We start from the raw sequence: 19872 nt of genomic DNA, 5'->3' as shown, positions 1-19872 counted from the left end.
TGTGACGAAGAATATCGTTTTTTTTGCACTGATGCTTATTTCGAGCGTAGCCTTTTCGAAGGTGGTCTGCGATGGTCAAACCAACGCGGAGTTAACCAATTGCGCACAAAGAAATTATGAGGCTGCCGATAAAATTTTAAATGGAAGCTACAATGAATTTCTAAGAAAAGCCACTCCTCCGGAGAGGCAAAATCTCATCGCAGCTCAACGAGCATGGGTTGCGTATAAAGAGAAATATTGCGATGCAGCTTTTGATGCCACCTCTCCGGGGGCGGAAGCGTCTATCGATAAATGGGCTTGCCTAACATCGGCAACAGAGGTGCGAACAAATGAAATTCGCTACTTAGAATCATCTATCGGTATGGACGATTTTAGGCGGTCACTATCCGTCATGGCGAATCTTTACGAAAACGGAGACACCACCAAGGTGATGTCGAAGTTGATAAAAAGCACACCCGACGGAAGCAATCCAAATTGGGTTAAATATGTAGATCTGAATTGCAAGATGACTGCGGCAAAGTTGCAGGAAGAACGCAACGCTTGTACTGCTAGACTTAATTTCTTTAAAAACTGGTGACTTTGTCCTTCACTTCGCCTTGACACTCGACAGATGATCAATTTGATTCGAATCGGCGACGACACCGACCACGGCGGCAAAGTCGAAACAGGCTCATCGACCATGAAATTCGATGGTCGCTACGTCGCGCGCAAAGGTGACCGCGTGTCGTGTCCGCTGCATCCGGAAGTGTCGCCGAACATCATCGAGGAAGGCGACGAATCGATGAAGGACAACGGCATCCCGATTGCGCGGCACGGCCATCGGGCTACGTGCGGCTGTCACCTGATTTCGAGCCTCGTGTAACGCTACAACAGTGGCGCGAGGCCTGGCCGCAGTGGGCAGCGCACGATCACGGAGCCGTCGTTCTTCGACAGCACGACGAGCTGCGTAAAGCTGTTGGCGGGAGCGTAGCGCGACAGGTATAGGTCGAGTTGAAGGATCAACACGCCGATACCGTTTTCAATGAACGCGCTCTCATCCGCCGCCATCACGATTTCGAAGCCTCTCACAAGGGCCGAATGCGGCTTGATCGCCAGTAGTCGCTCGACGACGTTCCGCTTGACGAACGAAATCGCGCCAATGTGTTCGGTGCATCGGTCGCTTGGCGCAAGCTGGCGCATGAGCTTCACGAAATCAGGCCACCCCTCACGTGTCAATTGCGTCACGTTGGCCGTCGTCAGCGCGAGCACGCGCCACTGTGCTTCCGACTCACGGGACGCGCTATAAGTCAGCGTCGGTTGTTTCAGCAGCGTAATCCTGCAAGGAACCTGATCGTTTTCGTTTTTCAGATCACCCTTGAGGGAGCCGATCCGCATCCACGAAGGCCAGTCGCGATTCGTGCAGGTGAGGTCGGCACTCAATTGCAGCGGCGTTTTCGCCACCGCTGTCCCGTCCCCGCGTAGCAATACGAGCGACGTTTCACGTCCGGGGTGATGGATTATCGCGTAAGGATCGTGGCGCGTGATCCAGAACCGTTCACCGGCCCCGACGCCCCACGCATTCGGCGGCGGAATAGCGGTCCCGTCTGACGGATCGCGAACTGCATCGACCGAATAGATACCGCGAATGTCTGGCCGGCTGGGCTTTGGCACGACGGGATAATCGGCAACGATTTCGCCACGCGTCGACTTGACGCCCATATGCTTGAACAGGTTCACGATTGGCGTACAGAACAGTCCGATGTTGTCCGCCGAGAGTGGCGTGAGCGCTTGCGCGATGCGCGAATCGGCGTGTACGCCTCCAATCGCCAGATGTAGTGTTACGCGACGTGCGCGGTTCGTTTGAACGGGTTCAAGACATCGGCGTAATTGAATGTCGACGAAGTCGAACTTGTCCGGAAATCCGACGTATTCCAGCAGCGGTTGAATCAGCGGCGAATTTTGTGACGGTGGCAGCAGCGTATCGACCGGGCCGAACCCGACCGGTGTGACCGGTATCCCCGCAGCTGGCATCCACCGCCCGCTGTCGTCGGCTTCCACATATGCGCCCCGGACGCGCAGCAGGACCGTATCCAGCAGCGCGACGACCGTCTGGCGTTCTCCAGCGAAATGAACGCGCAGCGTGTCGGGCGAAATCGCGCCGAGAGGCGAGGTGGCTACCGTCGACTCAATCGTGATGGAAATGAAGCTGGTTATGTTCGGCGGCAAGGTGACTTGTGCCGGTGCGACGGTGCTGCGCGAGAATCGAGCGTTTGCGATGTTGAGCGGCGCAAGCGTTACGTCATAAGCGGTTCGAAAGCGAACTTCCCCGCCGCGCGACGTGAGTTCCATGCCACGCGGCAAGACGGTCGGCTTGTCCGGGAATTCCTTGATCGAATCGAAGAGAGCGATCGAACATGAAGGGAACGGTCGCAAATAGTGCGGATGCAAGACATGAAGCAACGCTTCCGTGAACTTCGGTGCGCCGTCGTGCAGGTTGGCCCGGATTTCAGCTGCAATCAACGCGAACGCCTGCATCATCCGCTGGACGTGTGGGTCGTCCGTCTGTCCGCCTGTAAAGAGCAGGTCGGCGGCAATTCGTGGATACTCGTTGGAGAAGGTTGCGAACTGATTCTCCAGCTTCGTCAGTTCCTGTTCATAGTAGCCGCGGAGCTTGTCGTGCATATCCAACGTCGTAAGGCCTCTGCAGGTCACGACGTGCGTCGTATTGTCCAACGGTCATCGTAGTCGAATCTTCATTCTCCGAGTTCCTGCAGCCCAATAGTCCGACGCCAAAAGATGAGTCTGATGCGGTTACGGCAACTGCACGACGGCGGGAAGAAGCCGCTTACGTTCGCATGCAATTGATATTCAGTAAATGATATCGATGGATTTTTGCGTCAGCCGAGGGTTCCTCAATCTCGGCGGGAATATGTTTCGCAGTGTGAACTTCGAGGGGCGGCTCGTCGAGATAAGGTCGGGACGGCAGCCACCGACGCGGGACAGGATCAGTAGGGGGATGTCAGCGAGCGCGCGTTTCTCTTCGTATGGACGTTCGGGACCATGAAGCATCCCGGCATGCATGTCACTGAAGAACAGTGCGCGTTGAAGATAGCGGATCGGACATCGCGTTCTCCAGAGTGACCGGTATGGACGGAAACGCAAAAGGATCCCGTCCGGAACCGGCGGGGCCTGTGGGAATCTGTGACGCTACGATCTTGCGCGCACCCGCCGCACGGGCCCGCCGAAGGCGGTGGTGCGCGTGGTCGTCGAAAGGGTGATCGTGGCGTCGTGTATTGATCAATGATGCCCGATGCGCGCGCGACGTCAATGACGCTTCGCGTGCCGCACACCGGCCACCGCTCAATCCAGCGCCTTCCCAGCCTTCTCGTCCATGCAGCGGATCGCGAGCAGCGTCAGCACACCGCACCCGATCGCATACCACGCAGGCGCATTCGGATTGCCTGTCGCCGCGATCAGCCACGTGACGAAGAACTGCGCGAAACCGCCGAAGATCGCGACACCCACGCTATACACCAGCGCACCGCCCGTCGCCCGCACCGCCCGCGGGAACAGCTCGCCGAGCATCGCACCGGTCGCACCGATGTTGATCGCATGCACGATCGACAGCGCGGCGATGATCGACAGCAGCGACGCGGCGCCCGGCCAGCGGTTCAGCGCGATGAACGCCGGATAGATCGCGGCCATCAGCGCGATGCGCGTCCACCAGACGATCCGGTTGCGGCCGAACACGTCGGACAGCAGGCCGCCGATCGGCGTCACGAGCATCAGGATCGCACCGGCGACGCAGCCGGCCGTCATCGATAGCCACGTCGGCAGATGCAGCACCTGGACGCCGTAGATCGCCATGTAGAACACGATGATGTAGTGGATCGACGTGCCGCCGATCGTCACGCCGAGGCCCGCGAACACGGCCTTGCCGTGATGACGCAGCACGTCGGCGAGCGGCAGCGATGCGACCTTCTCGTCGGATGCGTGTGCGGCGGCGGGCACGGCGGCCGGCACTTCGTCGACGGTGCGGCGCAGCCAGTAACCCAGCGGCACGAACAGCGTGCCGATGATGAACGGCACGCGCCAGCCCCAGCTTGCGAGTTGCGCGGCAGTGAGCGTCGACGTCAGTGCGACACCGGTCAGCGCGCCCGCGAGCGCGGCGAGCCCCTGGCTCGAGAACTGGAAAGACGCGTAGAAGCCGCGCCGATGCTGCGGCGCCTGTTCGAGCAGCAGCGTCGTCGACGCGCCGACTTCGCCGCCCGACGCAAAACCCTGCAGCAGTCGCGCGAGCACGAGCAGCAGCGGCGCGGCGATGCCGATCTGCGCGAAGGTCGGCGCGACCGCGATCGTCGCGGTGCCGAGCGCCATCAGCAGCAACGTGAGGATCATCGCCTTCTTGCGGCCGGCGCGGTCCGCATACATGCCGATCACGAGCCCGCCGAGCGGGCGCGTGACGAAGCCGACGCCGAAGCTCGCGACCGCGAGCATCAATTGACCGAACGACGAATGCACCGGAAAGAACAGCTTGCCGATCAGGATCGCGAAGAAGCTGTAGACCGTGAAATCGTAGAACTCGAGCGCGTTGCCGACGGCGGCGGCCGCGATCAGCCGGCGTTTCTTCGCGGCGGCGCGGGCATCGGCCGGCGAGCCGGCGAACGAAAGGGCGGACGTTTCCATGAGGTTCCCCTGCTAAGCGCGGAACTGCGTGATGAAGGGCCGTCAGGCCGCGAGCCAGGCTTCGGCGACGCGGACCCAGTAGCTCGCGCCGATCGCGAGGATGTCGTCGTTGAAGTCGTAGCCGGGGTTGTGCACCATGCAGCCGCCCTTGCTGCCGATCCCGTTGCCGATGAACGCATAGCAGCCGGGGCGCGCTTCGAGCATGAACGCGAAGTCCTCGCTGCCCATCAGCGGCGGCGCGTCGGTCTCGACGCGCTCCGCGCCGAGCATCTGGCGTGCGATGTCGGCCGCGAACGCGGTCGGCTCGGGATGGTTGACGAGGACCGGGTAGCCATAGTCGTAATCCACGTCCGCGGTGACGCCGAAGCTCTCCGCCTGGCCCTTCGCGAGCGCTTCGATGCGGCGCGCGAGCAGTGCGCGCACGTCGGCATTCAGCGCGCGCACCGACAGCTTCATCACGACGGTTTCCGGAATGATGTTGAAGGTCTCGCCGGCCTGCACGCTGCCGACGGTGATCACCGCCGCGTGCTGCGCGTCGACCTCGCGCGCGACAATCGTCTGCAGCGCGACCATGATGCTGCCCGCGGCCGACATCGGATCGCGCGCGAAGTGCGGCATCGCGCCGTGGCCGCCGACGCCGCGCAGCGTGATCGTCACGCGGTCGGCCGACGCCATCGCGGCGCCGGTGCGAAACGCCATGTCGCCGGCGGCGCGGCCCGGCATGTTGTGGATCGCGAAGATCGCGTCGCACGGAAAGCGGTCGAACAGGCCGTCGTCCATCATCGCCTTCGCGCCGCCGAAATTCTCCTCGGCCGGCTGGAAGATCAGGTTCAGCGTGCCGGAGAACCGGCGCGTGGCCGCGAGATGGCGCGCGGCGCACAGCAGCATCGCCGTGTGGCCGTCGTGGCCGCACGCGTGCATCTTGTTCGCGTGCCGGCTCGCATACGGCAGGCCGGTGGTTTCGGCGAGCGGCAGCGCGTCCATGTCGGCGCGCAGCCCGACGGTGCGCGTGCCTTGCCCTTCGCGCAGCACGCCGACGACGCCGGTCTTGCCGATGCCGCGATGCACTTCATAGCCCCAGCCTGCGAGCAGCTCGGCGACGAGATTGCTCGTCAGCGTTTCCTCGAACGCGAGCTCGGGATGCGCATGGATGCGGCGGCGCACTTCGATCAGGTCGGGGGCGATCGCGGCGATGCCGGGGATCACGGGGTTCACGGCGTGCAGCATGGTGTCTCCAGTGGGGCAGGTGGTACCGGGGGGCGTTTGACGCGCATATGACGACCAAGCATATAAATTTATGTCGGGTACCAGAAGCTGCTAAATTGCTTTGGTGCTCACCACCGGTTGTCGCTCGGGAATACCCTGAGCGGCCGCGCGCGGCCGGGCATCGGGTATCCACGAATCACGCATGCCGTCATGAAATACCATCAGCTGAAAGCGTTCGTCACCGTCGCGGAAGAAGGGAGCATCCGCGCGGCCGCGCGGCGCCTGAACGTGTCGCCTGCGGCGTTGACGAAAGCAGTCAAGGAACTGGAGCTCGCGCTCGGCGTGTCGCTCGTGGTGCGTACCGCACGCGGCGTGCAGCTCACCGCGTTCGGGCAGCAGTTGCAGGTCAGGGCGCGGTTGATCGTCGCGGAGATGCAGCGGGCGCGTGACGACATCGAGCAGGCGCAGGGCGCGATGACGGGCTCGGTCGCCGCGGCGATCACGCCGGCCGCCGCGGTGACGATTCTGCCCGATGCGTTCCGCGCGTTCCGGCGGCGCTTTCCGGTCGCGCGCGTCAATCTGATCGAAGGGTTTCCGGGTGTCGCGCTGCCGCGGCTGCATGACGGTTCGCTCGACTTCGCGGTGGCCGTCGTCGTGCCCGAGCTGCTGGCGGCCGAATTCGATCACGCGGAACTGTATGCGAGCCGGTCGCTGATCGTCGCGCGCAACGGACATCCGCTCGCGCAGGCCACGTCGCTGGCCGATCTCGTCGACGCCGACTGGCTGATGAATCCGTCGCCGGAAAGCTCGACGCAGGTGCTGTTCAATTCGTTCGTCGCGTATGGATTGCCGGTGCCGCAGCGGGTCGTCGAATGTCCGAGCTTCGGGCTCGCGCACAGCCTGATGACGGGCTGCGACCTGATCGCGTCGATGCCCGAGCAACTGCTGCACGGCGAGTGGGCGCGCGACAAGCTCGCGGTGCTGCCGATTCGTGAGCGGCTGCCGGCCGTATCGGTGCAGGTGATCACGCGCCGCGACAGTCCGCTCACGCCCGCCGCGGCGATGCTGCTCGACTGCCTGCGCGATTCCGCGCGGCGCAAAGGGTTGGGATGAGCCATGCAGGCCGGCGCATGTGATGGATCGAATCGTCATCCTGACTACCCGACATGCACCTTCGGCGAGTCATGCGTGCGGCACGCACTTCGGCGCGCTCGCCGCGAGCCGGTATCATAACGGCCGGCCTGCCGCCCCGGCCGGCTTCCAACCATACGCCATCCGGCATCCAGCAATCAGAGGCATCACATGACCAGTGCAACCCAATTCGACAACGTATCGGTCGTCAAGCGCGCGAACGTCTATTTCGACGGCAAGTGCGTGTCGCATACCGTGCTCTTCCCGGACGGCACGCGCAAGACGCTTGGCGTGATCCTGCCGTGCGCGCTCAACTTCGGCACGGACGCGCCCGAATTGATGGAAGTGCAGGCCGGCAAGTGCCGCGTGAAGCTCGACGGCAGCAGCGAATGGCAGACCTACGGCGCGGGCGAGTCGTTCTCGGTGCCGGGCAAGAGCCGCTTCGACATCGAAGTGCTCGAGACGCTCGACTACGTCTGCAGCTATCTGTAAGCGCGGAGTGCGCTGACAACAAAAAGCCCCGCCGAAGCGGGGCTCGTCGCATGCGGACGGCGCAATGCCGTCCGGCGCGGCGCTTACAGGCAGGCGTTGATGTCGCCGGCCGAAGCGGCGTCGCCGCGCACGCCGACCCACGTCTTCGCGCCCGGCTTCCACGACGGGCGAACCATCGCAGCCGCGCCGTTCGGCGGTTGCTGGCCCGGCGCGTACACGTCGGTCGCGAGACCGTTGGCGAGCACGTTCTGCGAAATCACCTGTTGCTGCGACTTGTCGGCCCATGTCTTCGCGATGCAGGCCGAGACGTCCTGAGCGGATTTCTGGCTTTGTCCCACGTTCTGCACGGCCGGATCGGCAGCATGCGCAGAAATTGCCACGGTCAATGCGATGAGCGGTAAGTATTTCACGTTCACGTTTTATCTCCCTCGAGTCGTGATTGATTGAGTGGGATGCGCAGCGAAAAGCTGCTGCCTGTGAGATTGCATTCGACAGAGGCGGTTCCGACGATTCCGAAACAAGTTGTTAACGCGCTTGCCAAACGACAATCCGGATGCTGTCCGTTCTGTTGCATTGCGGCATGAGTCGCGTACGGCCTGCGTCGATGCGCGGACGCGGCTACGACTACGACGTCATGCGCCGTACGGCCGGCTCGCTTGTCCGTGAGTGTGGTGGATCGACGGCCTCGGCGTGCTGCATTGTCTGCATGTCGCGCCGCGGCGTTTCTTGTTGGATGACGACTCGGAATGGCTGAATGGTGGCCCCGTCGCATGAGCACCATGATGACAAACTTTCGTTCGGTGAATTGTCAACGAAGTTTAAACGCCGAAAGCGCAGGAATGCGAAACGGCGCGCGACGTGCGCGCCGTTTCGGAAGGAGCGGAATGCGTGGGAGCCGATGCGCGACGAGCGCGCCGCGCGCGCTGCCACGGTCAGCCGACGTTGCGGTTGGCGCGATCGCGAAGATTGATCGGCACGATCGGGCGGAAGCGTTCGCGCTTCTGTTCGTCGTCGAAGTGCTGGAGCGCGGGCTTGATCAGATCGCTGCGCGACACGATGCCGATGATGCGCAGCGATTGCGGATCGTCGACGACCGGCAGACGCTCGAGGCCGAGCACCGCGAGCCGCGATGCGACTACGCGGCACGTTTCGTGTGCCTGCGCGACGGCCGGCACGCGATCGGCGAACGCGCTCGCGAGCGTCGCGCCGAGGCCCGCCTGCGCGCGGTGCGCGTCGAGCGTCGCGCGATCGACGAGGCCGAGCAGGCGGCCGTTCTGCACGACCGGATACGCACGATGCGTCTGCTTCGCGCCGAAGTATTGCGACTCCACGGTATCGAGCGTCATGGCGCCGTCGATCGAGACGAGCGCGCCGGCGGACGTCATCACTTCGGCGACGTCGTGCCGTTCGAGCGGATCGACGCCGTATTCGCGGTAGATGTGATAACCGCGGCGCGCGATCTTTTCCGTCATGATCGAGCGCTTCATCACGATCGTCGCGAAGCCGTGCGCGACGAGCGTCGCGGCGAGCAGCGGCAGCAGCGCGTTCGCGTCGTGCGTGAGGCCGAACGCGAACACGATCGCGGTCAGCGGCGCACCGAGGGTCGCGCCGAGCGTCGCTGCCATGCAGACGAGCGGCCACAGCGTCGGATCGCCGCCGGGCAGCACGGGCGACAGCACGGTGCCGAGGCCCGCGCCGAGCATCAGCAACGGGGCGAGCACGCCGCCCGACGTGCCGGAGCCGAGCGCGATCACCCACATCACGGCCTTCACGATCAGCAGCGCGAGCGCGATCTTCAGCGCGATATGCTGGTGCAGCAGATCGCCGATCACGTCGTAGCCGACGCCCAGCGCGCGCGGCTCGAGCCAGCCGCCGACGCCGATCACGATCGCGCCCAGCGCCGGCCACCACATCCAGTGCACCGGCAGCTTCGCGAAGCCGTCCTCGATGCGGTACAGCGCAGCCGACAGGCCGCATGCGAGCGCGCCCGACAACAGGCCCGCGACGACGCACGACAGCAGCGCGACGGGCGTCGGCGACGCGGTGGTCAGCGGGAACAGCGGCTCCACGCCGAAGAACACGGCGCGCGCGAACCCGGCCACCGCGCATGCGAGCGCGACCGGCAGGAAACTGCGCGGGCGCCATTCGAACAGCAGCAGTTCGACGGCGAGCAGCACCGCGGCGACGGGCGTGCCGAACACGGCCGTCATGCCGGCGGCCGCGCCCGCGACGAGCAGCGTCTTGCGCTCGGCGGCGGTCACGTGCACGCATTGCGCGATCAGCGAGCCGAGCGCGCCGCCCGTCATGATGATCGGCCCTTCGGCGCCGAACGGGCCGCCGCTGCCGATCACGACGCCGGATGACAGCGGCTTGAGCACCGCGACCTTCGGCGACATCCGGCTCTTGCCGAACAGGATCGCCTCGATCGCTTCGGGAATGCCGTGGCCGCGAATCTTCTCCGAACCGAAGCGCGCCATCAGCCCGACGATCAGGCCGCCGATCACCGGCACGGCGATCGCCCACGCGCCGAGCGTGTTGTTGGCGGGCGAGCGATCGGCGAACGAAAACTGCTGGAAGAAGAACAGGTTCGTAAACAGGTGAATCAGGCTCAACAGCACGAACGCCGCCAGCGTGCTGAGCACGCCGATCACGGCAGCCAGCAACGCGATCCTGGGCAGGCGTTCGTTGGTCGAGAAATCGCGTTTGTGCGGAGCGTTCATCGGTGCGAGAAAAGGTCGGTAAAGTGGGGGTCAGTAATCGATCTGCGGAACCTGGAACGTGCCCTTCAGCGATTTCAGTTCCGCGCGATGCATGGCCGCGAGCCGCGCGAGCAGCGTTTCGCCGGCCTCTTCGAGATGCACTTCGACCTGCCGGCGATCTGCTTCGCTCGTCCTGCGCTTCACGAGCCCGAGCGCCTCGCAACGCGTCACCAGCGCGACGACGCCGTGGTGCTGCGCCTGCAGGCGCTCGGCCAGTTCGCCGACGGTGGCCCATTCGCGATGCGGGTAGCCCTTGATGTGCAGCAGCAGCAGGTATTGCAGCGGCGTCACGCCTTCGCTTTGCGCGGCGCGTTCGGAGAAGCGCTCGAAGCGGCGCATCTGGTAGCGGAACTCGGACAGTTGCTGGAAATCGCTTTTGTTGAGCGCGCGGCGGGTATCGGTCATCGTGGTCGGTCGGACAGTCGGTTTCGATAGCGCGGAATATATCACGGCATGATATAAATGGCCGTTCTTCGGCGGAAAAACTGCATTTTTCTGTTCGTCGCGTGCTGTTCGCCGGCGCTATGCGGCCTCGAGCATCTGCGTCTGCCGGTACAGGCCCGTGACGAGATCCGTCTGCGTGATGATCCCGACCAGGCGGCGCGACGAATCGACCACCGGAATATGGTGGTGGCCCGAATGCGTAAACAGCGGCACGAGCGCGGTGATCGGCATCGTCTGCGGCACGCACGCGACGTCGCGCGTCATCACGGTGGCAACGCTGGCGGGTTGACCGCCAAGCGCCTGCGGCAGCCGCGCCGACAGCCGCTGCCACAGCGGGGCCGGGCGGCGCAGCGGGCGCGTGAGATCCGCGCGCGTGACGATGCCGATCAGGCGATCGTCGCCGTCGACGACGGGCAGCGCTTTCACGCGATGGCGGTCGAGCAGCGTCAGCGCGGCCGTCACCGACGTCGACGGCGCGACGTCGATCGCATTCTTCGTCATCAGATCCGCGCACGTGAGCTGGCCGAACGTGCGCGCATACGCTTGCATTTCGGTTTCACGCAGCAGCATTTCGAGGTCGTCCGGATCGACGTCGAGCCATTCGCCGCGGCGCTTCAGCACCGCGTCCAGATCGGCGCGCGTGAAGCCGCCGCGCGCCGGTGCGGCGCTGCCGCCCTGCGGCTTCGCGTCCGGACGCACGCCGCCGTGCGGATAGCGGTGACCCGTCAGCGCGTGGTACACGAGCGCGGCCGACAGCAGGATCGCCGATTGCAGCGCGATCGGCTCCACCACGAAACCGAAGCCGAGCGCATGGATCGCCGGGCCGCCGAGCACCGCCGTCAGCGCGACCGCGCCCGACGGCGGGTGCACGCAGCGCAACGCGAACATGCCGCCGATCGCGAGGGCGACCGCGACCGCGGCGGCCGTGATCGGATCGGCGATCCAGTGTGCGCACGCAACGCCGACGGTCGCCGCGACCAGATTCCCGCCGATGATCGACCACGGCTGCGCGAGCGGGCTGGCCGGCACCGCGAACAGCAGCACGGCCGATGCGCCCATCGGCGCGACGAGCAGCGGCACGAGGCCCGGCACGCCGGGCAGCAATCGCATCGTCACGCCGACCGTCGCGATGCCGACGAGCGCGCCCATGCACGAGCGCATGCGCTCGCGCCAGCCGAGCGTCATCGGGTGGGGAATGAAGCTGTGCAGCCATTGCCGGAGCGTGCGGCGCGACGGGGAGGAGCCTGACGACATGGACGGTAAGCAGAAAAAGGACGGCGCGGATGGCGCCGCGCAAGAAAGGCGGAATTATATCGTGTTGTGATACAAATTGCCGCGCCGCATCAACGCGTTGCGTGCGCGCATCGCGTCGATCTTGCAGAAACCTTTCATCGGATGCGCGCGTGGAAGCCATGCAGCGCGCAGATTCGTCTGCAGCGGCGTACAATTCGGCCACCCCATTTCCCGATATGCCGCCACCACGCAAGCGATGCCCGCTCTTCCGCCTGTTCTCCGGCAAGGTGACTGCGTGCGCGTGGCTCGCGCGCCCGCGCCGATTCCCGTCTGAAGCGAGCGCCGCCGACGTTTCCTCACCGACACTCCCCCAGCCAATCCAATGGACATGCTCGAAAACATGCGCCTGTTCGTGCGCGTTGTCGAAGCCGGCAGTTTTACCGCGGTCGCGAAAGAAATCGACGCGACCACCGCGCAGGTGTCGCGCGCGGTATCGAATCTCGAAGCCCACGTACAGACGCGCCTGCTGCATCGCACGACGCGGCACCTCGGGCTCACCGAAAGCGGCGAGCGCTACTTCGAGCGCGCGAAATCGATTCTCGCCGAGATCGACTACGCGAACGCCGAGGCGCGCAACGCGCTGCTGCGGCCGAGCGGCAAGATGCGCATCCACGCGATGACGGGGCTCGGGCAGAGTCATGTCGTGTCGTCGATCGTGCGCTATCAGGAAGACAATCCGGACGTGTCGGTCGACCTGACGCTCGCGCAGCGGATGCCGAACCTCGTCGAGGAAGGCTACGACGTGTCGATCGTGACCGCGTCGCAATTACCCGATTCCGGTTATGTCGCGCAGACCTGCGGCACGAGCTGCAGCGTGCTCGTCGCGTCGCGCGAGTACCTCGCGCGGCACGGCACGCCGAAGACGCCGGACGACCTGCCGAACCACGTGTGCCTGCGCCTCGACACGCCGGCGTCGCCGGCGAGCGAATGGCGGCTCGAGCGCGGCGACGGCGAGGAGACCGTCTACGAACTGCAGCCGGCGCCGTTCCAGGTCAACGTGCCGGATGCGCTGTGCGTCGCGGTGCGGGCCGGGCGCGGAATCGCGTGCGTCGCGCTGTACACGGTGCTCGACGACATCCGAGAAGGGCGGCTGATCCGCGTGCTGCCCGAGTACCGGCTGCAGACGGTCAGCGTGTATGCGGTTTATGCGACGCGCCGCTATCTCGACGCGAAGATCCGTACGTTTCTCGACCATCTGCGCACGACGCTCACGCCTGCGCTGGAGAACGATCTGCGCGAACTCGACCGGCTCGCGCTCGAACAGTCGCCGGCGCGTCGCCAGCGCGCGTGATTCGATGTTGGTCTAACATCGAAAGACCATCGATCGATCCAGGAATTGAATGATCGAACTGAACCAGCTTCGCTGCTTCGTCGCGGTGGCCGAGGAGCTGCATTTCGGTCGCGCGGCCAAGCGGCTCTTCATGACGCAGCCGCCGCTGAGCCGCCAGATCCAGCTGCTCGAACATGCGCTCGGCATCGCGCTGCTCGAACGCAGCAGCCGGCAGGTCCGGCTGACCGCGGCCGGCGAGCGCTTCCTGCGCGACGCGCGCCATATCCTGGAGTTTTCCGCGCGGGCCGAGCAGGCCGCACAACGCGTCGCGCACGGCCGGGCCGGCCGCATCACGCTCGGCTTCACGGCCGTCAGCGCGTACCGGATGATTCCGGTGCTGCTCGCGCATGCGGCGCATGCGCTGCCGGACGTCGACGTCGAGCTGCGCGAAATGGTGTCGACCGTGCAGATCGACGCGCTCGCGTCGCGCATGCTCGATGCGGGCTTCGTGCGCCAGCGCGCCGCGCGCCATCCGCTCGAATACCGGCTCGTACAGCGCGAGCCGATGCTCGTCGCGGTCGCGCAGGGCGCGCCGCTCGCGGCGTACGAACGAATCGGGCCCGACGAGCTCGACCGGCAGCCGTTCATCGCGTATTCGCCGAACGAGGGGAAGTATTTCCACGACATGATCTCGGGGATGTTCGCGAGCGCCGGGCGGCTGCCGAACTATCTGCATTACGTCGGGCAGACGCATACGATTCTCGGCCTCGTGCGCGCGGGGCTCGGCGCGGCGCTGGTGCCGGCGTCGGCGCGCGAACTGCATGTCGATGGCGTCGTGTTCCGGCCGCTCGCGGGCGTTGACGTGGCCGCCGAGCTGTATCTCGCATGGCGGGCCGACAACGACAACCCGGCGCTGCCGGTGTTCAACGCGATGGTCGAACGGTTCCTGACGGAAGGGGCGGAGGGCGGCGTCGTTTAGGACATGAAGCGCGCCGGCCGCATTCGTCGATCGGGCGCTGGCGCGCGTGCCGTGCTGACTGCGTGTGGCGCGTGTGCGCTTTCACTGGCGCGGGACGCTGCCGAGCGGGCCCGCCGCGCCCGCGCCGTTCAGCGTCAATGCGTGACCGACAGGAACAGATAGGCCGCGAACAGCGCCAGATGCACGACGCCGTGCAGCACCGTCGTGCGGCCCTGGCTGAGCGTCAGCGTGCTGACGAGCAGCGTCAGCGCAAGCAGCACGGTTTCCATCGGGCCGATGCCGAGCGTCAGCGGCTGGCCGACCCAGATGAACACGGCCGCGACCGTCGGGATCGTGAGCCCGATACTCGCGAGCGCCGACCCGAGTGCGAGATTCATGCTGGTCTGCAAGCGATTCGCGCGCGCGGCGGTGACGGCCGCGAGCCCTTCGGGGAGCAGCACGAGCGCGGCGATCACGATGCCGACCGCCGCCTCGGGCGCGCCGAGCTTCATTACCGCGTGCTCGACGGCCGGCGACAGCAGCTTCGCGAGCAGCACGACCGCGACCAGACTCGCGAACAGCAGGACCATGCTGACGATCGCGGTGCGGTTGCTCGGTGCCGCCGCATGGACCGCTTCATTGGCGCTGTCGTGCGCGGCGAGGAAGTAGTCGCGATGGCGCACGGTCTGCACGAACACGAACGCGCCGTACAGCACGAGCGATGCGACGCCGGCGAACGCGAGCTGGGATTTCGAAAAGAACGGGCCCGGTGCGGCGCTCAGGTAGTTCGGCATCACGAGCGACAACACCGACAGCGACGCGAGCACCGCGAGCGCCTTGCTCGCGCCGCGCCCCTGGAAGTCCTGTTCGCCGTGCTTCCACGCACCGACGAGCAGGCAGAGACCGACGATCCCGTTGCAGATGATCATCACGGCCGCGAACACGGTGTCGCGCGCGAGGCCCGATTTTTCGGGGCCCGCGCCGAGCATCACCGACACGATCAGCGCGACCTCGATGACGGTCACGGCGACCGCGAGCACGAGCGTGCCGAACGGTTCGCCGACGCGGTGCGCGACGACTTCCGCATGGTGCACGCCGGCGAACACGGCGCCGGCGAGCGCGGCGGCGAACAGTGCGATGACGAGGCCTTCGGCCGGCGCGACGCGCGACAGCGCGAGTACCAGCCATGCGGCAAGCGGGGCCCACAGAGTCCAGCGCGGGAGCTGGTTGGAGGAGATCGGCATGGACGGTTTCCTATGCGAGTGGCGGCGCGCGACGCGCCGTCACGGGTTGACGAAGCCCGGCCGGAAATTCCGCCGAACGAGGACGATTTGATGCTGATGGGCGGCAGCGCGGAGCAGCGCTGCCTGGCGTTCGCCGCCGTGAGGCGCCGACGGGCGCGGGCGGGCCGCGGCGGCGCGCCGCGGGACGGAACTGTTCGATGTGACGGGGCGCCGCGCGGAACGCGCTGGCCCGCGGCGACGACCCGGCCGGGCATTGCGAACGGGCCCGACAGGGCGCGGACGATGAACGGCGGCGGCGTGACACGCGGTTTTCCCCTTGAAATCCGGCGATTTGCCGAATTTTATCAGGCGTTCCGGGGTCGCTATCTCATTTCGAATGCTTTCATTGACCTTTCGGTTCGCGGAAAGTGCCGTAGGCTTTCAATTTTTTATCTTTGCAGCTTCCGTAACGGTCTCTTGCACGACAAATTCGGGCTCGCCCTGACATAAATCTACCGACCGGTCGGTTTATAATCGCTCGCACTTCCACTTGATGACGGATCGCAAGCGATGGCTGTTTCTTCTGCACATTCGGTGAATTCGGGCGCGCTGGCGCCGTCGGCGGTCGTTGGCGTGATCGGCGCCGGCGCGATGGGCGCAGGTATCGCGCAGGTCGCGGCGGCGGCCGGTCATCCGGTGCTGCTTTACGACCTGAACGAAGCCGCGTGCGACAAAGCGCTGGCCGGCATCCGCGCGCAGTTCGCGCGGCTCGCGGAGAAAGGCCGGATGGAGCCGGCGCACGCGGACGCCGCGGGCGGCCGGATTCGCGCGGTGCGCGCGCTGGCCGATTTCGCCGGCGCCGCGTTGATCGTCGAAGCGGCGGCCGAACGGCTCGACGTGAAGCGCGAGATCTTCGCGACACTCGAACGCCATGTCGGCGACGACTGCGTGCTTGCGACCAACACGTCGTCGATCTCGATCACGTCGATCGCGGCCGGGCTGCGCGCGCCGCAGCGCGTGGCGGGCCTGCATTTCTTCAATCCGGCGCCGCTGATGGCGCTCGTCGAGGTGGTCAGCGGGCTCGCGACCGCGCCGGACGTCGCGCACGTGCTGTACGACACGGCCGCCGCGTGGGGCAAGCGCCCGGTGATGGCGAAATCGACGCCGGGGTTCATCGTCAACCGCGTCGCGCGGCCGTACTACGCGGAGGCGCTGCGCGTGCTGAACGAGCAGGGCGGCGCGCCTGCGTCGATCGACGCGGTGATGCGCGAAGCCGGCGGCTTCCGGATGGGACCGTTCGAGCTGATGGACCTGATCGGCCACGACGTGAACTTTGCGGTCACTGAATCGGTGTTCCGCGCGTACTTCAACGATCCGCGCTACACGCCGTCGCTGATCCAGCAGGAGCTCGTGAACGCGGGCTTCCTCGGGCGCAAGTCGGGGCGCGGCTTCTATTCGTATGCGGACGGTGCGGCGCCGCCGCCCGCGCCGGAACTCGAAGCACCGCGCGCCGCGCCGGCCGACGTCGCGCTGTTCGCGCCCGGCGGCCCTGCCGCCGCGCTGCATGCGCGCTTCGTCGAACGCATCGCGAACGCGCGGCACAACGGCGTGCCGGCGGACGAACTGCTCGCCGTGGCCGGCCGTGCATCGATCGCGCTGACCGACGGCCGCACCGCGACGGTGCGTGCCGCGCAAACCGGCGTCGCCGACCTCGTGCTCGTCGATCTGGCGCGCGACTACGCGCAGGCCGGGCTGGTCGCGCTGACGCGCGCGCTCCAGTGCAGCGACGCCGCGTACGCGGACGCGGTCGGCCTGTTCCAGCAAGCGGGTTTCCGCGTCGTCGGGATCGCCGACGTGCCGGGCATGGTCGCGATGCGTACCGTCGCGATGCTCGCGAACGAGGCGGCCGACACGGTGAACCAGGGCGTGTGCTCGCCCGCCGATCTCGATCTCGCGATGGAGAAGGGCGTGAACTATCCGTGCGGCCCGCTCGCGTGGGCCGATGCGATCGGCATCGGCTACGTGCATCGCGTGCTGTCGAACCTCGCGGCGAGCTACGGCGAGGACCGCTATCGCGTGTCGCCGCGCATCGCCGCGCTGCACGCGGCGGGCCGCACGTTCCGGTCGTAGCCGCCGCGCCGTCACCTCGAATACGACACCGACATCACTCCACTGGAGGAGCACCCCGATGACTCATCCGACGCATCCCGCCGCCGCCCTCGACCCGATCGAGACCGCCAGCCGCGACGAACTTCACGCGCTGCAGCTCGAGCGCCTCAAGTGGTCGCTGCGCCACGCGTACGACAACGTTGCGCACTATCGCCGCACGTTCGACGCCGCGGGCGTGCACCCGGACGACCTGAAGACGCTCGCCGATCTCGCGAAATTCCCGTTCTCGACCAAGAGCGACCTGCGCGACAACTATCCGTTCGGCCTGTTCGCAGTGCCGCGCGAGCGGGTCGTGCGCGTGCACGCGTCGAGCGGCACGACCGGCAAGCCGACAGTGGTCGGCTACACGGCGCGTGACATCGACACGTGGGCGAACGTGACCGCGCGCTCGATTCGCGCGGCCGGCGGCCGCCCGGGCGACACGCTGCACAACGCGTTCGGCTACGGGCTCTTCACCGGCGGCCTCGGGATTCACTACGGCGCGGAGCGGCTCGGCTGCATGGTCGTGCCGATGTCGGGCGGGCAGACGGAAAAGCAGGTGCAGCTGATTCGCGATTTCGAGCCGAAGATCATCCTCGTCACGCCGTCGTACATGCTGAATCTGATCGACGAGATGGTGCGGCAGGGAATGGATCCTGCCGCATCGTCGCTGAAGATCGGCATCTTCGGCGCCGAGCCGTGGACGCAGGCGCTACGCGACGAAGTGGAGACGCGCGTGGGGATCGATGCGCTCGACATCTACGGGCTGTCGGAGGTGATGGGCCCGGGCGTTGCGTGCGAATGCGTCGAGACGAAGGACGGCCCGGTGATCTGGGAGGACCATTTCTATCCGGAGATCATCGACCCGGTGACCGGCGAAGTGCTGCCGGACGGCAGCGAGGGCGAGCTCGTGTTCACGTCGCTGACGAAGGAGGCGATGCCGGTGATCCGCTATCGCACGCGCGACCTCACCGCGCTGCTGCCGCCGACCGCGCGCGCGATGCGCCGGCTCGCGAAGATCACGGGCCGCTCCGACGACATGCTGATCGTGCGCGGCGTGAACGTGTTCCCGAGCCAGATCGAGGAAATCGTCGTCGCGCAGACGAAGCTGTCGGGGCTGTTCCAGATCACGATCTCGCGCGACGGCCACATGGACCGGCTCGATCTCGCGGTCGAGCTGCGCTCCGAGGCCGCGGCCGGGATGACCGACGGCGATCGCGCGGCGATCGCGCGCGAGCTGCAGCACCGGATCAAGACGATGATCGGCGTGTCGGCCGGCGTGACCGTGCTCCCCGCGGGCGGCATTCCGGCGAGCGCGACCGGCAAGGCGCGGCGCGTGATCGATCGCCGGCAGGCGGCCTGAGCGGCGCGCTTCCGTGTTCTACTTCGAGGAAACCTGTTCGATGGATGGATTGAAGACCCTGGCCGTCGCCGTCGATGCGCGCGGCATCGCGACCGTCGCGCTGCAGCGCGGCGACGTGCTCAACGCGTTCGACGAGACGATGATCGCCGAGCTGACCGACGCGTTCACGATGCTCGGCCGGCGCGACGACGTGCGTGCGATCGTGCTGCGCTCCGAAGGCCGCGCGTTCTGCGCGGGCGCGGACCTGCAGTGGATGCAGCGCGCGAGCGCGAACGACGCGGCGGCGAACCTGCGCGACGCGCAGCGGTTCGCCGCGATGATGCGCGCGATCCGGCAGTGCCCGAAGCCGACGGTCGCGCGCGTGCAGGGTCACGCGTTCGGCGGCGGCGTCGGCCTGTGCGCGGCGTGCGACATCGTGATCGCGAGCGATCATGCGCGCTTTGCGGTCAGCGAGGCCCGTTTCGGGATCCTGCCGTCGGTGATCGGCCCGTATCTTGTCGAAGCGGTGGGCCAGCGCCAGGCGCGCCGGCTCGCGCTGACCGCGACGCAGCTCGCGGCCGCCGAAGCCGTCGCGATCGGGCTGATCCACCAGGCCGTGCCGCTCGACGCGCTCGACGCCGCACTCGACAAGACGCTCGCCGAGCTGAGCCGCAACGGCCCGAACGCACTGATGGAGATCAAGCGCTTCTTCGATGCGATCGGCGAGTATCCGCCGTCGGACGAACGCGCGGCGTTCACCGCCGAGACGATCTCGCGCGTGCGCGCGACGCCGGAAGCGAAGGAGGGCTTCGCCGCGTTCTTCGCGAAGCGGCCGCCGGCCTGGGAGCCGGCCGCCGAATAAGGCGGCGCGGCGCGCGCGGGCCGCGATTTGCGTCGCGGCCGGTCTCGCTTGCTCTACAATGCGTGACCCCCGGCCCGGC

At 66.3% G+C, this 19872-nt stretch carries 18 protein-coding genes; 10 read left to right on the top strand and 8 right to left on the bottom strand.

Features of this window, described 5'->3' with window-relative positions; translation table 11 throughout:
* Position 1: 1 nt before the first annotated feature.
* Both BSE24067_RS01515 and BSE24067_RS01510 read left to right on the top strand, forming a co-directional pair.
* A complete protein-coding gene (locus tag BSE24067_RS01515; RefSeq protein WP_151065723.1) occupies positions 2-577 on the top strand; it encodes a lysozyme inhibitor LprI family protein in 576 nt (191 codons plus the stop codon).
* Positions 578-610: 33 nt separating this feature from the next.
* Positions 611-862 carry a PAAR domain-containing protein gene (locus BSE24067_RS01510; protein ID WP_151065722.1) on the top strand — a complete coding sequence of 84 codons (252 nt, stop codon included), beginning with the start codon at positions 611-613 and terminating at the stop codon, positions 860-862.
* A gap of 2 nt (positions 863-864) precedes the next feature.
* Here the strand turns inward: BSE24067_RS01510 and tssF are convergent, their stop codons facing one another.
* From tssF to BSE24067_RS01495, 3 genes are all read right to left on the bottom strand, one after another.
* Positions 865-2661, bottom strand: coding sequence for a type VI secretion system baseplate subunit TssF (gene tssF / locus BSE24067_RS01505; protein WP_151065721.1), 1797 nt, complete (start codon positions 2659-2661; stop codon positions 865-867).
* A 678-nt stretch (positions 2662-3339) separates the two neighbouring features.
* A complete protein-coding gene (locus tag BSE24067_RS01500; protein ID WP_151065720.1) occupies positions 3340-4665 on the bottom strand; it encodes an MFS transporter in 1326 nt (441 codons plus the stop codon).
* A 42-nt stretch (positions 4666-4707) separates the two neighbouring features.
* Positions 4708-5892, bottom strand: a complete 1185-nt coding sequence (locus BSE24067_RS01495) for a M20 aminoacylase family protein (protein WP_151065719.1) — start codon at positions 5890-5892, stop codon at positions 4708-4710.
* 189 nt (positions 5893-6081) lie between these two features.
* On the opposite strand from BSE24067_RS01495, the gene BSE24067_RS01490 reads away from it, so the two are divergent.
* A complete protein-coding gene (locus BSE24067_RS01490; protein WP_151065718.1) occupies positions 6082-6984 on the top strand; it encodes a LysR substrate-binding domain-containing protein in 903 nt (300 codons plus the stop codon).
* A gap of 189 nt (positions 6985-7173) precedes the next feature.
* On the top strand, positions 7174-7494 hold the full coding sequence (gene ppnP / locus BSE24067_RS01485) for a pyrimidine/purine nucleoside phosphorylase (protein ID WP_006478890.1): 321 nt from the start codon (positions 7174-7176) through the stop codon (positions 7492-7494).
* 83 nt (positions 7495-7577) lie between these two features.
* Here ppnP and BSE24067_RS01480 read toward each other — a convergent pair whose 3' ends face one another.
* The 4 genes from BSE24067_RS01480 to BSE24067_RS01465 form a co-directional block, all read right to left on the bottom strand.
* Positions 7578-7910 (bottom strand): hypothetical protein, encoded by a 333-nt coding sequence (locus tag BSE24067_RS01480; protein WP_174904677.1) that lies wholly within the window; start codon positions 7908-7910, stop codon positions 7578-7580.
* Between the two features lie 516 nt (positions 7911-8426).
* Positions 8427-10214, bottom strand: coding sequence for a chloride channel protein (locus BSE24067_RS01475; RefSeq protein WP_151065717.1), 1788 nt, complete (start codon positions 10212-10214; stop codon positions 8427-8429).
* A 30-nt stretch (positions 10215-10244) separates the two neighbouring features.
* The gene (locus BSE24067_RS01470; protein ID WP_151065716.1) at positions 10245-10658 is read right to left on the bottom strand and encodes a MarR family winged helix-turn-helix transcriptional regulator; all 414 of its coding nucleotides are present in this window, start codon (positions 10656-10658) and stop codon (positions 10245-10247) included.
* A gap of 117 nt (positions 10659-10775) precedes the next feature.
* The gene (locus tag BSE24067_RS01465; protein ID WP_151065715.1) at positions 10776-11951 is read right to left on the bottom strand and encodes an HPP family protein; all 1176 of its coding nucleotides are present in this window, start codon (positions 11949-11951) and stop codon (positions 10776-10778) included.
* 361 nt (positions 11952-12312) lie between these two features.
* Between BSE24067_RS01465 and BSE24067_RS01460 the strand changes: the two genes are divergently transcribed.
* Both BSE24067_RS01460 and BSE24067_RS01455 read left to right on the top strand, forming a co-directional pair.
* Complete coding sequence (locus tag BSE24067_RS01460; protein WP_151065714.1) at positions 12313-13281, top strand: LysR family transcriptional regulator; 969 nt, start codon at positions 12313-12315, stop codon at positions 13279-13281.
* A gap of 49 nt (positions 13282-13330) precedes the next feature.
* Positions 13331-14239, top strand: a complete 909-nt coding sequence (locus BSE24067_RS01455; RefSeq protein WP_151065713.1) for a LysR family transcriptional regulator — start codon at positions 13331-13333, stop codon at positions 14237-14239.
* A 134-nt stretch (positions 14240-14373) separates the two neighbouring features.
* Here BSE24067_RS01455 and BSE24067_RS01450 read toward each other — a convergent pair whose 3' ends face one another.
* Positions 14374-15462 (bottom strand): calcium:cation antiporter, encoded by a 1089-nt coding sequence (locus BSE24067_RS01450; RefSeq protein WP_151065712.1) that lies wholly within the window; start codon positions 15460-15462, stop codon positions 14374-14376.
* Between the two features lie 12 nt (positions 15463-15474).
* Here BSE24067_RS01450 and BSE24067_RS01445 point away from each other — a divergent pair, with 12 nt between their 5' ends.
* The 4 genes from BSE24067_RS01445 to BSE24067_RS01430 are packed head-to-tail and all read left to right on the top strand — an operon-like array spanning position 15475 to position 19793.
* On the top strand, positions 15475-15951 hold the full coding sequence (locus BSE24067_RS01445; RefSeq protein WP_208455050.1) for a hypothetical protein: 477 nt from the start codon (positions 15475-15477) through the stop codon (positions 15949-15951).
* Between the two features lie 60 nt (positions 15952-16011).
* Entirely contained in the window at positions 16012-17571 is a 1560-nt protein-coding gene (locus BSE24067_RS01440; RefSeq protein WP_151065711.1) for a 3-hydroxyacyl-CoA dehydrogenase, read from the top strand.
* 58 nt (positions 17572-17629) lie between these two features.
* Positions 17630-18952 (top strand): phenylacetate--CoA ligase PaaK, encoded by a 1323-nt coding sequence (gene paaK / locus BSE24067_RS01435; protein WP_151065710.1) that lies wholly within the window; start codon positions 17630-17632, stop codon positions 18950-18952.
* 40 nt (positions 18953-18992) lie between these two features.
* On the top strand, positions 18993-19793 hold the full coding sequence (locus BSE24067_RS01430) for an enoyl-CoA hydratase-related protein (RefSeq protein ID WP_151065709.1): 801 nt from the start codon (positions 18993-18995) through the stop codon (positions 19791-19793).
* Positions 19794-19872: the final 79 nt, after the last annotated feature.

Origin of the sequence: Burkholderia latens, from assembly GCF_902499045.1 — a bacterium.
Taxonomy (GTDB): domain Bacteria; phylum Pseudomonadota; class Gammaproteobacteria; order Burkholderiales; family Burkholderiaceae; genus Burkholderia; species Burkholderia latens.
This window is presented reverse-complemented; position numbering and strand designations above follow the sequence as displayed.

Coding starts and splice junctions, on each gene's coding strand:
- paaK (WP_151065710.1), top strand. CDS start 17,630: ATGACTCATCCGACGCATCCCGCCGCCGCCCTCGACCCGATCGAGACC.
- BSE24067_RS01495 (WP_151065719.1), bottom strand. CDS start 5,892: ATGCTGCACGCCGTGAACCCCGTGATCCCCGGCATCGCCGCGATCGCC.
- BSE24067_RS01470 (WP_151065716.1), bottom strand. CDS start 10,658: ATGACCGATACCCGCCGCGCGCTCAACAAAAGCGATTTCCAGCAACTG.
- BSE24067_RS01500 (WP_151065720.1), bottom strand. CDS start 4,665: ATGGAAACGTCCGCCCTTTCGTTCGCCGGCTCGCCGGCCGATGCCCGC.
- tssF (WP_151065721.1), bottom strand. CDS start 2,661: ATGCACGACAAGCTCCGCGGCTACTATGAACAGGAACTGACGAAGCTG.
- BSE24067_RS01430 (WP_151065709.1), top strand. CDS start 18,993: ATGGATGGATTGAAGACCCTGGCCGTCGCCGTCGATGCGCGCGGCATC.
- BSE24067_RS01475 (WP_151065717.1), bottom strand. CDS start 10,214: ATGAACGCTCCGCACAAACGCGATTTCTCGACCAACGAACGCCTGCCC.
- BSE24067_RS01490 (WP_151065718.1), top strand. CDS start 6,082: ATGAAATACCATCAGCTGAAAGCGTTCGTCACCGTCGCGGAAGAAGGG.
- BSE24067_RS01460 (WP_151065714.1), top strand. CDS start 12,313: ATGGACATGCTCGAAAACATGCGCCTGTTCGTGCGCGTTGTCGAAGCC.
- BSE24067_RS01440 (WP_151065711.1), top strand. CDS start 16,012: ATGGCTGTTTCTTCTGCACATTCGGTGAATTCGGGCGCGCTGGCGCCG.
- BSE24067_RS01450 (WP_151065712.1), bottom strand. CDS start 15,462: ATGCCGATCTCCTCCAACCAGCTCCCGCGCTGGACTCTGTGGGCCCCG.
- BSE24067_RS01465 (WP_151065715.1), bottom strand. CDS start 11,951: ATGTCGTCAGGCTCCTCCCCGTCGCGCCGCACGCTCCGGCAATGGCTG.
- BSE24067_RS01445 (WP_208455050.1), top strand. CDS start 15,475: ATGCGAGTGGCGGCGCGCGACGCGCCGTCACGGGTTGACGAAGCCCGG.
- BSE24067_RS01510 (WP_151065722.1), top strand. CDS start 611: ATGATCAATTTGATTCGAATCGGCGACGACACCGACCACGGCGGCAAA.
- BSE24067_RS01455 (WP_151065713.1), top strand. CDS start 13,331: ATGATCGAACTGAACCAGCTTCGCTGCTTCGTCGCGGTGGCCGAGGAG.
- ppnP (WP_006478890.1), top strand. CDS start 7,174: ATGACCAGTGCAACCCAATTCGACAACGTATCGGTCGTCAAGCGCGCG.